A 12,241-nucleotide genomic window follows, 5' to 3' on the forward strand; every position below is an offset into this window, starting at 1 on the left:
GGTGCTATTCCCGGGGCTTCGGGGCAAGGCGTTTTGAGATTTGCACGGCCTGTCCTAGACTGAGCCTGATTTAAGGAAGGGAGTCTGCCATGTTTCTAAGAAAGCTTTCGATTGCCGCGACGGTTCTGTCGCTTGTCACCATGATCGCCACGACCGGGGCCCATGCACAGGATCGGCGCGTGACCATCGTCAACAACTCTGGCTACACGATCGTGCAATTCTATGCCTCGCACCGCGATGCGCCGACCTGGGAGGAAGACATCTGGGGCAATGATGTGCTGCCGTCGGGTTCGTCGTTCCGGGTGAATTTCGATGATGGCACCGGCTACTGCATCTTTGACTTCAAGGCCGTGTTCGATGATGGCGAGGTGCTGGTCGACCGCCACTTGAATGTTTGCGAGCTGAGCACCTTTACCTACAGGTGATCAGGCGCCGGGGTGTGGGAGGGGCTTTCGGGCCCCTTCTGACGCAGCGCAACTTTCTGACGCGTAATTTCCGACTTGCGTAATAATCTTGCGTCTGCATAAATGCTGCAGCGCAACATAAACCGTGAGTCGAACCCATGACCAGCCCAGCTAAATCCCGCCCCTGGCTTTTCCGCACCTATGCCGGCCATTCGACCGCCAAGGCTTCGAACGAGCTTTATCGCACCAACCTGGCCAAGGGTCAGACCGGCCTGTCGGTGGCCTTCGATCTGCCGACCCAGACGGGCTATGACAGTGATCACAAGCTGGCGCGCGGTGAAGTGGGCAAGGTCGGTGTGCCGCTGGCGCATCTGGGCGACATGCGTTCCCTGTTCGCGGATATCCCGCTGGAGCAGATGAACACCTCGATGACGATCAACGCGACCGCGCCGTGGCTGCTGGCGCTCTATATTGCGGCGGCGGAAGAGCAAGGCGCGGATATCTCCAAGCTCCAGGGCACGGTTCAGAACGATATCATCAAAGAGTATCTGAGCCGCGGCACCTATGTCTGCCCGCCGAAACCGTCCCTGCGCATGATCACCGATGTCGCCGCCTATACGCGCGAAAACTTGCCCAAGTGGAACCCGATGAACGTCTGTTCCTACCACTTGCAGGAGGCCGGTGCGACGCCGGAGGAAGAGCTCGCCTTTGCCCTCGCCACCGCCATTGCCGTGCTGGACGACCTCAAGACCAAGGTCCCGGCCGAGGCCTTCCCGGCCATGGTTGGTCGCATCTCCTTCTTCGTGAACGCAGGCATCCGCTTCGTCACCGAGATGTGCAAGATGCGCGCCTTTGTCGAACTGTGGGACGAGATCACTCGCGAGCGCTACGGCGTTGAAGATCCCAAGTTCCGCCGCTTCCGCTACGGCGTGCAGGTGAACTCGCTTGGCCTGACCGAGCAGCAGCCGGAAAACAACGTCTACCGTATCCTGATCGAGATGCTGGCGGTGACCCTGTCCAAGAACGCGCGCGCCCGTGCGGTGCAGCTGCCCGCCTGGAACGAGGCGCTGGGCCTGCCGCGCCCCTGGGACCAGCAGTGGTCGCTGCGGATGCAGCAGATCATGGCCTATGAGACCGACCTTCTGGAATATGACGACCTCTTCGACAACAACCCGGCCGTCGAACGCAAGGTGGGCGAACTGAAGGACGGCGCGCGCGCCGAGCTTGCCCAGATCGACGCCATGGGCGGCGCCATTTCCGCCATCGAATACATGAAGTCGCGCCTGGTCGACTCGAACGCCGCGCGCATCGGCAAGATCGAAGGCGGCGAGACCACTGTCGTCGGCGTGAACCGCTGGACCGAAGCCGCCGAAAGCCCGCTAACCGCCGGGGACGGCGCCATCATGGTCGCCGATGCCGAAGCCGAGGCCGACCAGATCGCGCGCCTGGAGGCTTGGCGCACCGAACGTGACCAGGCCGCCGTCGATACTGCCTTGGCGGACCTGCGCCAGGCTGCCAAGGATGGCACCAACATCATGCCCGCCTCCATCGCCGCCGCGAAAGCGGGTGTGACCACCGGCGAATGGGGCGAGGTCATGCGCCAGACCTTCGGCCAGTACCGCGCGCCGACCGGCGTGTCGAAGAACCCCTCGAACCGCACCGAAGGGCTGGACGAGATCCGCGCCCGTGTCGATGCAGTCTCCGACGCCCTGGGTCGCCGGTTGAAATTCGTGGTCGGCAAGCCGGGCCTCGACGGTCATTCGAACGGTGCCGAACAGATCGCCGCCCGCGCGCGTGATTGCGGCATGGACATCACCTATGAGGGCATCCGCCTGACGCCTGAGGAACTGGTCGCCTCCGCCAAGGAAACCGAGGCCCACGTGGTCGGCCTGTCGATCCTCTCCGGCTCGCATATCCCGCTGCTCGAAGAGCTGATGGAGCGCATGAAGGCTGCCGGCCTGGGCCATGTCCCGGTCATCGCCGGCGGCATCATCCCCGACGAAGACGCCGACCGCCTGCGCGCCATGGGCGTCGCCAAGGTCTACACGCCGAAGGATTTCGAGCTGAACGTGATCATGGACGATATCGTGACGCTCGTGGACCCGAAAGCGGTCGCAGCGGAATAAGCCTTGCCCAAGGACAGGGCAGGGGCGCGTACCGTGAGGTACGCGCCCTTTTTTGTTTGCGGCTTGGAAAAGCAGTCACGCGGCGCCCGACCCTGGGTGGGCGCTTCGCAACGGGCCTACTTGGTAAGGGGATTGCCACTCCCGGAACGCTGGTGGGATTTGCGACCTTGGAAAGCGCCCTCCCGTGGGGATGAGGAGGGGACCGTCGCCCCAGTGGGGCGGCGAAAGCCCCGACGAACGGGCGCCACGTGGCTGCGCCCCGCGAAAAGTCGTCTTCGCTGACGCTCGACCAGCCCCGCCTCAGCTTCGCAGCAGCATCCGGAACGCCGTCGAAGCCGTCCATCCCGCCGCAATGGCGATGAACAGCGACAACAACCCATAGACCAGCGGCTGTTCATGGGCCAGGTTGAACACCCAACGCTCCAGCCCGACCTTCTGTACCTCGATCACGGTCTCGTATTGCGAGGCGACATAGCCGCCGCGGGTCAGGTAGATACGGGTGCGGTACTCGCCCTCGGTCAGGTTGGCAGGCAGCGCAATGCGGGTGTTGAACAGGGTCTCCTCGACCAGCTCCACCGCACCTTCCTGGACACTGTAAAGCCCGGCGTCGGCGCGGATCCGCACAACAGCATCGGCAAAGTCGCGCGGGTTCACCGTTTCCGACGCCTCGCCGACCAGCCGGATCGCCTGCGGGATCGTCACGTGATGGCGCAGATCGTCGATCTGCGAGATAGCCTCACGCAGTGGTGCCGAGGTGGCCACCGCATAGAAGCTCGGCGCCTCGTCCACCACCACAGCATCCGTATTGACCCAGATGCCATAGCGCTTGGCCTTGCGCCGCACGGTGACGGGCCCCGACGGCCCCTCGACCACCACAACCACATGCAGGGGATCGTCCTCGGGCGGTGGGCTGTCGCGCTTGACCGCGCCGAAGATCAGGATCTCGGACCCCACGAAGGTGGCGGTGATCGACACGCGGTTCTGGCTCAGACCTGCCACAACCTCTTCCGCCTTTGCGGGCAGGGACAGGAGCAACAGGAAGGCAAGGGCAAGGCGCAGCATCAGTGACCACCTCCCGCACCCAGTTCATACAGCTCGGACGGCATCAGCAGCAGGTCCAGCGCCAGCTTGCCGCAGACCGCCAGCACCATCAGCGCCAGCAGGATGCGCAGTTGCTCGGCCTTCATCTTGACGCCGATCCGCGCGCCGATCTGCGCGCCGATCACGCCGCCGACCAGCAGAAGCACCGCCAGCCCCATGTCCACGGTAAAGTTCGTCGTGGCGTGCAGAAGCGTGGTGAAGGCGGTGACAAAGATGATCTGAAACAGCGAGGTGCCCACGACCACCTTGGTCGGCATACCCAGCAGATAGATCATCGCGGGCACCATGATGAAGCCGCCACCAACCCCCATGATCGCCGCCAGGATGCCCACAAGCACGCCCACCAGCACCGGCGGAATGACCGAGATATACAGGCCCGAGGTACGGAATTTCATCTTGAAGGGCAGGTTGTGTACCCAGAAATGCTTGCGCCGCGTGGTCACCACCGCGCCGCCGCGCGTCTTCATGATCGCGCGCAGGCTTTCAAAGAACATCAGCCCGCCGATGATGCCCAGGAAGACCACGTAGGACAGTTTGACCAACAGGTCGACCTGGCCCATGGCCTTCAGCGTGTTGAACAGCTGCACGCCCAGGGCCGCACCGATGAGGCCCCCGACCAACAACACCGTGCCCATCCTCAGGTCCACGGTCTTTCGTTTCAGATGCGCGAGCACGCCCGAGAAAGACGAGGCGACGATCTGGTTCGCCTCGGTCGCCACGGCCACGGCGGGTGGGATGCCGATGAAGAACAGCAAGGGGGTCATCAAAAACCCGCCGCCCACGCCGAACATGCCCGACAAGATGCCCACGATCCCGCCCAGTCCGAGAAGAAGAAAGGCATTTACCGAAACTTCGGCAATAGGCAGGTAAATTTGCATGGGACGCGGGCGTTTCAGCTGTCGATTCTTGATGGTCGGGGCGTCGCCCGCCCCGTTCCCTGAACCTTGCGACAGATTGCCCGGCTAGTCACGCGTTAAGTACCGCCTGACCAGTTTTTCCAGCTTTTTGGCGCCAACTGGTGCCATCGCCTTGGTGTGCTCGTGGCTGATGTTCTCGTCCGACATGCCGGCGGCCATGTTGGTGATGGTCGAGATCGCGGCGACGCGCAGGCCCAGGAACCGGGCCAGGATCACCTCGGGCACGGTGGACATGCCAACCGCATCGGCGCCCAGTGTGCGGATCGCGCGGATCTCGGCGGGCGTCTCGAAGGAGGGGCCGGAGTACCAGGCATAGATGCCTTCCATGAGGGCGATGCCCTCCTCATCAGCGATCCGCGACAGCGCCCCACGCATCGACCCGTCATAGGCATGGGTCATCGGCACGAAACGCGCATCCGTCGGTTCGCCGATCAGCGGGTTGAGGCCCGAGAAGTTGATATGATCGGACAGCAGCATCAGATCACCCGGCGCAATGTCGGACCGCATCGAGCCCGCCGCATTGGTCAGGATCAGTTTCTCTGCCCCCAGGGCCTTCAACACCTCCAGGGGCAGGCGCATCGCATCGGCCTGGCCTTGTTCGTAATAATGCGCCCGCCCGCCGAAGACGGCGACGCGGGTGCCTTCCAACTGGCCGATCACCAGGTTCGGGTTGTGGCCTGACACGGCGCTGCCGGGAAAGCCCGGCAGGTCGGAATAGGGGATCGCGACCCCATCGACCGCCTCGGCCAAGTGGCCGAGGCCCGAACCCAGCACCAACCCGACCTCGACCGGCGCCTCACCCGCGCGTTCACGGATGAGGGCAACGATCTCGTCAGCGTTCCTTGACATAGGGCTGGCCTCCGGCCTTGGGCGGGGTCGGCTTGCCGATGAAACCCGCCAGGATCACCACGGTCAGGATGTAGGGCAGGGCCTCCATCAGCTGCACGGGAATGGTCACGCCGCCCAGCTCCAGGCTCTGGTAGCGGTTGGCGATGGCCTGCAAGAGGCCGAACAGGAAGGTCGCACCTAGCGCATGCCAGGGCCGCCAGTTGGCAAAGATCAGCGCGGCCAGCGCGATATAGCCGCGCCCACCCGACATCTCCTTGACGAAACCCGCGCCCAGGCCGGTGGCCATATAGGTCCCGGCCATGCCGCAGAGCAGCCCGGCAATCACCATCGCCGCGAAACGCAGTTTGATCACCGAAACGCCCGAGGTGTCCACAGCACCGGGGTTTTCCCCCACCGCACGCAGGCGCAGGCCGAACCGCGTGCGGTTCAGCACCCACCAGGACAGGGGCACCATGGCAATGGCGACATAGACCAGGATCGTATGGCCCGACAGAAGCTCGCTGTAGATCTGCTGCACCGGGTTGGCCTGGGCAATGGCCTCGTTCAGCTTCATGCCCGCCGCTTCCGCGTTCTCGCGGGTCCAGGACATGGGCAGTTCAACCGGGCCAAACCGCTGGTCATCCTTCAGCGACGGCGTGCGCCCACCCAGGGCAAACCAGGCCGAGCCGATCAGGATCGTGATGCCGGAGGCAAAATAGTTCAGCGCCACGCCCGAGATCAGCTGATTGCCCCGGAAGGTGATCGAGGCCACCCCGTGCATCAGCGAGAAGCTCAGCGAGCTTGCCAGCCCCGCCAGAAGACCCAGCCAGACCGAACCAAAGGCCGCCGCCACACCGGCGGAAAAGAAGGCCGAGACCAGGATCTTGCCCTCAAGCCCGATGTCGAAGATGCCCGCGCGTTCGGAAAACAGCCCCGCGAGACAGGCGAACAGCAAGGGCGTCGCCAGGCGCATGCCGCTGTCGGTGATCTGCAAAATGGTCAGGAAGTCCATCAGCGCTCTCCCCGTTTCGCGGCCCGGATGAAGGCACGTTCCACCGGCCAGCGCACCATGTTGTCCATGGCGCCGGTCAGCATGATGACGAAGGCCTGGATCACCGTGACCAGCTCGCGCGGGATGTTCATCCACAGCGCCAGCTCACCGCCGCCCTGGGCCAGGAAGCCGAACAGGAAGGCCGCCAGCAGCACGCCGAACGGGTGATTGCGCCCCATCAGTGCGACCGCGATGCCGACGAAACCCGCGCCCTCGGCCGAGTTCAGGATCAGCTGTTCGGCCTGGCCCATGGTGTTGTTGATCGACATCATGCCGCTGATCGCGCCCGAGATGAGCATGGCGATCATGGTGATCTTGACCGGCGAGATGCCCGCATAGACCGACGCCTGCGGGCTTTCCCCGAAGCTGCGGATCTCATACCCCAGCCGCGAGCGCCACATCAGGAAATAGACCACCACGCAGGCCGCCAGCGCGATGAAGAAGCTCACGTTCACCGGCGCGCCGCGGAAGACGATATTGTCCGCGGTCGAGAACATGTCCTGGAAGGTCGGCAGATGCGTGCTTTCCGGGAAGCTCGCCGTGGCCGGGTTCATCTCGCCCGCCGGGCGCAGCACATTCACCAACAGGTAGTTCAGCAGCGAGAAGGCGATGAAATTGAACATGATCGTGGTGATCACGATATGGCTGCCGCGTTTGGCCTGCAGCCAAGCGGGAATGGCCGCCCAGGCCGCGCCGAAGATGGCACCACCCGCCATGGCGACGATCAGCGCCACCGCCCAATGCGGGAAGGGGATATAAAGGCAGACCAGCGCCACCCCCAGACCGCCCAGCACGACCTGCCCCTCGCCGCCGATGTTGAACAGCGCAGCCTTGAAGGCAATCGACACGGCCAGGCCGGTGAAGATGAAATTGGTGGTGTAATAGAGCGTATAGCCCCAGCCATAGGTCGACCCAAGCGCGCCCTTGACCATCAGGGTCACGGCCTCCACCGGGTCCTCGCCAATGGCCAGGATCACCAGGGCAGACAGCGCGAAGGCAATCACCAGGTTCAGGATCGGAATAAGGGCGACATCCGCCCAGCGTGGCATCTTGTCCATCAGGCGGCCCCCTTTTCGCCGCTGACCCCGGCCATCAGCAGGCCAAGCTCGGTTTCGTCCGTCTCGGACGGCAGGCGTTCGCCCATGATCTGCCCGTCGAACATGACCGCGATACGGTCCGACAGGGACATGATTTCATCCAGTTCCACCGACACCAGCAGGATCGCCTTGCCGCGATCGCGCAGGTCGACGATGCGCTGGTGCAGGAACTCGATCGCACCAATGTCCACGCCTCGCGTGGGTTGGCCGACCAGCAGGATGTCCGGATCCCGCTCGATCTCGCGCGCCATGACGATCTTCTGCTGGTTGCCGCCGGAAAAGCTCTTGGCGGCCAGCATCGGATCGGGCGGACGCACGTCGAACTTGTCCATCTCCTCCTGCGCCTTCGCCAGCATGCCCGCATTGTCCATCAGCAGCTTGTTCTTCTGGTATTCCGGCGCGTGGTGATAGCCGAAGGCCAGGTTTTCCCAGGCATGGAAGTTCAGGATCAGCCCCTCGTGGTGGCGATCCTCCGGCACGTGGGAAATGCCCCGTTCGCGGCGGCTGCGCCCGTCGGAATGCTTGCCGGTCAGGTCAATGCTCTCGCCCTTGACGAAAACCTCGCCGGTCGCCGTGGCAATGCCGCCCAGCACTTTCAAAAGCTCCGATTGACCATTGCCCGACACACCGGCAATGCCCAGGATTTCCCCCGCGCGCACATTGAGGCTGATGCCTTTCAGACGTTCCACCCCATGGTCGTCGACCATGCGCAGGTTCTTTACGTCCAGCACGGTATCACCCGGGTTGGCAGGCGCCTTGTCGACGCGCAGCAGCACCTTGCGCCCGACCATCAGCTCGGCCAGCTCCTCGGGGCTGGTCTCGGCGGTCTTGACCGTGGCGGTCATCTGTCCGCGCCGCATGACCGACACGGTGTCGGTGATCTCCATGATCTCGCGCAGCTTGTGGGTGATCAGGATGATCGTCTTGCCCTGTGCGCGCAGCCCTTCGAGGATGCGGAACAGGTGGTCGGCCTCGGCCGGGGTCAGCACCCCCGTGGGCTCGTCCAGGATCAGGATATCCGCCTGACGATAGAGCGCCTTCAGGATCTCGACACGTTGTTGCAGCCCGACGCCCAGATCCTCGATCTTGGCATCCGGGTCCACGTGGAGCTCATATTCCTCGGCCAGCGCCTTGAGGCTCTTGCGTGCCTTGGCCAGCGACGGGCGCAGCATCGCGCCTTCCTCGACCCCCAGGATCACGTTTTCCAGCACGCTGAAATTCTGGACCAGCTTGAAATGCTGGAACACCATCCCGATACCGGCGCGAATGGCGGCCTGGCTGTCGGGGATCTGGGTCTCCTGGCCATTGATGAAGATCTGGCCTTCGTCTGCCTTGTAGAACCCATAGAGAATGGACATCAGCGTCGATTTCCCGGCGCCGTTCTCGCCGATGATCCCGTGGATCGTGCCCGGCTGCACCGAAATCGAGATGTCCTTGTTCGCCTGCACCGGCCCGAAGGCCTTGGAAATGCCGCGAAGTTCGATGGCGGGGGCAACCGTTGCCGGTTGCCCCTCTGTGCTTGTCGCGCTCATGGTCGGATCAGAAGTCCAGCACCGGGCAGCTGTCGTCCGACATGTAGTCATGCACGGTGATCTCACCGGCGATGATCTTGGCGGCGGCGGCGTCCACGGCGGCCTTCATTTCGGTCGACACCAGGGCGGCGTTGTTCTCGTCCAGCGCGACGCCCACGCCCTCATGGGCCAGGTCCATCACGCGCAGGCCAGGCTCCAGGCTTTCGCCCGCCGACATGGCTTCGTAGACGGCCACGTCCACGCGTTTCAGCATCGAGGTCAGCACCTTGCCCGGGAACAGGTGGTTCTGGTTCGAATCCACGCCGATCGACAGAACGCCCTCATCCGCGGCGGTCTGCAGCACGCCCAGACCGGTGCCACCTGCGGCGGCATAGATCACGTCGGCGCCCTGGCTGATCTGCGCCTTGGTCAGCTCGCCACCCTTCACCGGGTCGTTCCACGCGGCAGGCGTGGTGCCGGTCATGTTCGCGATCACGGTCGCATCACCGTTCACCGCCAGCACGCCCTGGGCATAGCCACAGGCGAACTTGCGGATCAGCGGGATGTCCATGCCGCCGATGAAGCCCACGGTGTTCGATTCCGAGGCCATCGCCGCCATCATGCCGGTCAGGTACGAGCCCTCATGTTCGGCAAAGATGAACTTCAGCACGTTTTCCGCGTCCGACCAGCCGTCGATGGTGACGAAGGTGGTTTCCGGGTAATCCGGCGCCACGTTCGAGATCGGGGTCGACATGGCGAAACCCATGGTGATCACCGGGTTGGCGCCCGCCTCGGCAAAGCGGCGCAGGGCCTGCTCGCGCTGGGCTTCGGACTGCAGTTCGATTTCCAGGTATTTGCCGCCGGTCTCCTGCGCCCATTTCTCGGCACCGGTGTAACCCGCTTCGTTGAAGGATTTGTCGAATTTACCGCCAAGGTCGAAAATGATTGCCGGATCGGCCACGGCGGCACCCGCCGTCAGGGCCACGGTGGCAGCCGCGCCAAGGAATTTCTGCATCAGGGTCATGAACTTTCTCCCGGTTTGTTAACCTTCGGGTTTCCCGGCCCAATGCCGGCGATTCCCGTGACTGTGCGAGCAGATCGCTGCACAGGATCATCCGCAAATTAGGACGCAGGGCAAGGGCCGGGTCAAGTTAAGTTTTGACCGGTGGGTCAAAAAGAGGCCCGGAAAGCCGATAGCGCAACCACACAGCACAACCATAGTGGGAAGTTGCCGCTAGGTAAGCGTTTTCTGCATCAGGATCGCGTCGGCGGCCGGACGGTCCGAACGCGGGTAATAGCCCGCGCGCCGCCCGGATTCGACCCATCCGCCCCCCAGGTACAGCGCCATGGCGGGCAGATTGTCGGCCGCCACTTCCAGATGAGCCAGCACCGCGCCGCGTCCTTTTGCCTCGGCCTCGAAGACGGTCATCAAGGCGCGCCCGATGCCCTGTCGGCGTGCCTCGGGGGCGGTTGCAATGGTCAACAGCTCCACCTCGTCGACGATGACCCGACCCAGGGCGAATCCCTTTGGGTCCGTCACCAGAAACACATGGGGCGAGGCCAACAGCGTCTCGAACACCAGTTCCGACCAGGGGCGTTGCTCGGTGAAGGCGGCGGCGTGAAGTGTGGCGAGGCTGTCCGGTGTCACGGCAAGATCACCGGCGCCGGATCGCGCGGCGGGGCGGCGTCGGCGGCGCGGATATAGAGCGGGGCAGGGCGGGGGGTGTCCTCTCCGCGGGCCAGACGTTCGGCGGTGATATGTGCAATCGCCGGGGCCGGTTCGAACCCGTCCAAAGGCCCGACCTGCGGGGAAAGCTCCTCGGCCTCCGCACCGCCGATCATGCTGGGCACCCCATCCGGCAACTCCTGCGCATAAAGCGCCCCGCGGCGCGCATCGACCAGCGACCAGACAGGCCGCGCATGGCCATAAGCCTGCGTCTCCAGCGAAGACACGCCCACCGCCGGAATGCCCAGCGACAGGGCCAGCCCGCGCGCGGCGGACACCGCGATACGGATGCCGGTAAAGTTGCCCGGCCCGACGCCCACGCCAATGGCATCCAGGTCGCACCAGCTCACGCCACCCCCGACAAGTACCTGTTCCAAAAGGGGAAACAGGGCCTCCCCCTGGCCGCGCGGCATCGGCTCGTGGTGATGCACCACCACCTCGCCCCCCCGCAGGATCGCCGCCGCGCAATGCGGGCCGGAGGTGTCGAAGCTCAGGATCAGCGGTGTCTCAGTCATGGCGCAAAACCTCGCGGGCGGTGCCCTCCACTCGGGGCAGCCCGTCATCGTGAAGGACCCAAGGCAGGGCCTTGTCGGCGTGGCAATGCAGGCTCGGGGCCAGCTGGTCCGCCTGGTCCAGCACGCCCAGCGGCACATAGGTCTGGCCGGGAAGGTAGTCGAACTGGGCGGCCATGGCCGAGCCGCAACTCGCACAGGTCCAGCGCTTTACACCACCCTTGACCAGGGGCTGCCCTTCCGGTTCCAACGTGACCTCGACGAACGCCGCAAAGGCAGGCGCAGGCGCCCCGGTCCAACGGCGGCAATCGGCGCAGTGGCAATAGGCCACGACCTGCGGCGCGCCCCGCGCAACAAGCGAAAGGGCGCCGCAATAGCAGCGCCCCGTGTATCTGGCAGGAGGTGCCTCAGACGGCAACCGGACGCACCTCGACCACTTCGGGGATATAGTGCTTCAGCAGGTTCTCGATGCCCATTTTCAGGGTCAGCGTCGAGGACGGGCAGCCCGCGCAGGCGCCCTGCATGTGCAGGTAGACCACGCCGCGGTCAAAGCCGTGGAAGGTAATGTCGCCGCCATCCTGCGCCACCGCCGGGCGCACGCGGGTGTCCAGCAGTTCCTTGATCTGCTCGACGATCTCGCCATCCTCGCCGGTGTGTTCGGCATGGGCCGGCTTGGTTGCGCCGCCTTCCATCACCGCAGCCCCCGACTGGTAATGTTCCATGATCGCGCCCAGGATTGCGGGTTTGATATGATCCCACTCGACCTCTTCCGCCTTGGTCACGGTGACAAAGTCGGTGCCGAAGAAGACCCCGGTCACGCCCTGCACGGCAAAGACCCGCTGCGCCAGCGGCGATTTGCCCGCGGCCTCGGACGAGGGGAAGTCGGCGGTGCCCGCTTCCAGCACGGTCTGACCGGGCAGGAATTTCAGCGTGGCGGGGTTCGGAGTGGATTCGGTCTGGATGAACAT

The 12,241-nt window shown here is 64.3% G+C and carries 13 protein-coding genes; 2 read left to right on the forward strand and 11 right to left on the reverse strand.

The window, feature by feature from the left end; translation table 11 throughout:
- Nucleotides 1-89: 89 nt before the first annotated feature.
- A complete protein-coding gene (locus tag ACO07D_RS10100; RefSeq protein WP_421702811.1) occupies nt 90-425 on the forward strand; it encodes a hypothetical protein in 336 nt (111 codons plus the stop codon).
- 137 nt (nt 426-562) lie between these two features.
- Entirely contained in the window at nt 563-2,530 is a 1,968-nt protein-coding gene (locus ACO07D_RS10105) for a methylmalonyl-CoA mutase family protein (RefSeq protein WP_421702812.1), read from the forward strand.
- A gap of 300 nt (nt 2,531-2,830) precedes the next feature.
- Here ACO07D_RS10105 and ACO07D_RS10110 read toward each other — a convergent pair whose 3' ends face one another.
- The 11 genes from ACO07D_RS10110 to ACO07D_RS10160 form a co-directional block, all read right to left on the reverse strand.
- Nucleotides 2,831-3,592, reverse strand: coding sequence for a TIGR02186 family protein (locus ACO07D_RS10110; RefSeq protein ID WP_421702813.1), 762 nt, complete (start codon nt 3,590-3,592; stop codon nt 2,831-2,833).
- On the reverse strand, nt 3,592-4,509 hold the full coding sequence (locus tag ACO07D_RS10115; protein ID WP_421702814.1) for a sulfite exporter TauE/SafE family protein: 918 nt from the start codon (nt 4,507-4,509) through the stop codon (nt 3,592-3,594). The genes ACO07D_RS10110 and ACO07D_RS10115 overlap by 1 nt, the downstream gene beginning before the upstream one ends.
- 84 nt (nt 4,510-4,593) lie before the next feature.
- A complete protein-coding gene (locus ACO07D_RS10120) occupies nt 4,594-5,397 on the reverse strand; it encodes a purine-nucleoside phosphorylase (RefSeq protein ID WP_421702815.1) in 804 nt (267 codons plus the stop codon).
- Nucleotides 5,381-6,388, reverse strand: a complete 1,008-nt coding sequence (locus ACO07D_RS10125; protein WP_421702816.1) for an ABC transporter permease — start codon at nt 6,386-6,388, stop codon at nt 5,381-5,383. The genes ACO07D_RS10120 and ACO07D_RS10125 overlap by 17 nt, the downstream gene beginning before the upstream one ends.
- Nucleotides 6,388-7,485 carry an ABC transporter permease gene (locus ACO07D_RS10130; RefSeq protein WP_421702817.1) on the reverse strand — a complete coding sequence of 366 codons (1,098 nt, stop codon included), beginning with the start codon at nt 7,483-7,485 and terminating at the stop codon, nt 6,388-6,390. Before ACO07D_RS10130 ends, ACO07D_RS10125 begins: the two co-directional genes overlap by 1 nt.
- Nucleotides 7,485-9,056, reverse strand: coding sequence for an ABC transporter ATP-binding protein (locus ACO07D_RS10135; protein ID WP_421702818.1), 1,572 nt, complete (start codon nt 9,054-9,056; stop codon nt 7,485-7,487). Before ACO07D_RS10135 ends, ACO07D_RS10130 begins: the two co-directional genes overlap by 1 nt.
- A gap of 7 nt (nt 9,057-9,063) precedes the next feature.
- Entirely contained in the window at nt 9,064-10,059 is a 996-nt protein-coding gene (locus ACO07D_RS10140) for a BMP family ABC transporter substrate-binding protein (protein WP_421702819.1), read from the reverse strand.
- A 210-nt stretch (nt 10,060-10,269) separates the two neighbouring features.
- Entirely contained in the window at nt 10,270-10,683 is a 414-nt protein-coding gene (locus ACO07D_RS10145) for a GNAT family N-acetyltransferase (protein WP_421702820.1), read from the reverse strand.
- Nucleotides 10,680-11,276 (reverse strand): tRNA (adenosine(37)-N6)-threonylcarbamoyltransferase complex dimerization subunit type 1 TsaB, encoded by a 597-nt coding sequence (gene tsaB, locus ACO07D_RS10150; RefSeq protein ID WP_421702821.1) that lies wholly within the window; start codon nt 11,274-11,276, stop codon nt 10,680-10,682. The genes ACO07D_RS10145 and tsaB overlap by 4 nt, the downstream gene beginning before the upstream one ends.
- The gene (locus ACO07D_RS10155; protein ID WP_421702822.1) at nt 11,269-11,604 is read right to left on the reverse strand and encodes a GFA family protein; all 336 of its coding nucleotides are present in this window, start codon (nt 11,602-11,604) and stop codon (nt 11,269-11,271) included. Before ACO07D_RS10155 ends, tsaB begins: the two co-directional genes overlap by 8 nt.
- 76 nt (nt 11,605-11,680) lie before the next feature.
- Nucleotides 11,681-12,241 (reverse strand): NifU family protein, encoded by a 561-nt coding sequence (locus ACO07D_RS10160; RefSeq protein ID WP_421702823.1) that lies wholly within the window; start codon nt 12,239-12,241, stop codon nt 11,681-11,683.

The organism is Aliiroseovarius sp. (assembly GCF_965228805.1).
GTDB lineage: Bacteria > Pseudomonadota > Alphaproteobacteria > Rhodobacterales > Rhodobacteraceae > JASBTN01.

Bases quoted from the DNA above. Each gene is read 5' to 3' on its own strand.
- ACO07D_RS10115 (WP_421702814.1), bottom strand. From the start codon at position 4,509: ATGCAAATTTACCTGCCTATTGCCGAAGTTTCGGTAAATGCCTTTCTT.
- ACO07D_RS10110 (WP_421702813.1), bottom strand. From the start codon at position 3,592: ATGCTGCGCCTTGCCCTTGCCTTCCTGTTGCTCCTGTCCCTGCCCGCA.
- tsaB (WP_421702821.1), bottom strand. From the start codon at position 11,276: ATGACTGAGACACCGCTGATCCTGAGCTTCGACACCTCCGGCCCGCAT.
- ACO07D_RS10125 (WP_421702816.1), bottom strand. From the start codon at position 6,388: ATGGACTTCCTGACCATTTTGCAGATCACCGACAGCGGCATGCGCCTG.
- ACO07D_RS10135 (WP_421702818.1), bottom strand. From the start codon at position 9,056: ATGAGCGCGACAAGCACAGAGGGGCAACCGGCAACGGTTGCCCCCGCC.
- ACO07D_RS10160 (WP_421702823.1), bottom strand. From the start codon at position 12,241: ATGTTCATCCAGACCGAATCCACTCCGAACCCCGCCACGCTGAAATTC.
- ACO07D_RS10105 (WP_421702812.1), top strand. From the start codon at position 563: ATGACCAGCCCAGCTAAATCCCGCCCCTGGCTTTTCCGCACCTATGCC.
- ACO07D_RS10130 (WP_421702817.1), bottom strand. From the start codon at position 7,485: ATGGACAAGATGCCACGCTGGGCGGATGTCGCCCTTATTCCGATCCTG.
- ACO07D_RS10120 (WP_421702815.1), bottom strand. From the start codon at position 5,397: ATGTCAAGGAACGCTGACGAGATCGTTGCCCTCATCCGTGAACGCGCG.
- ACO07D_RS10140 (WP_421702819.1), bottom strand. From the start codon at position 10,059: ATGACCCTGATGCAGAAATTCCTTGGCGCGGCTGCCACCGTGGCCCTG.
- ACO07D_RS10100 (WP_421702811.1), top strand. From the start codon at position 90: ATGTTTCTAAGAAAGCTTTCGATTGCCGCGACGGTTCTGTCGCTTGTC.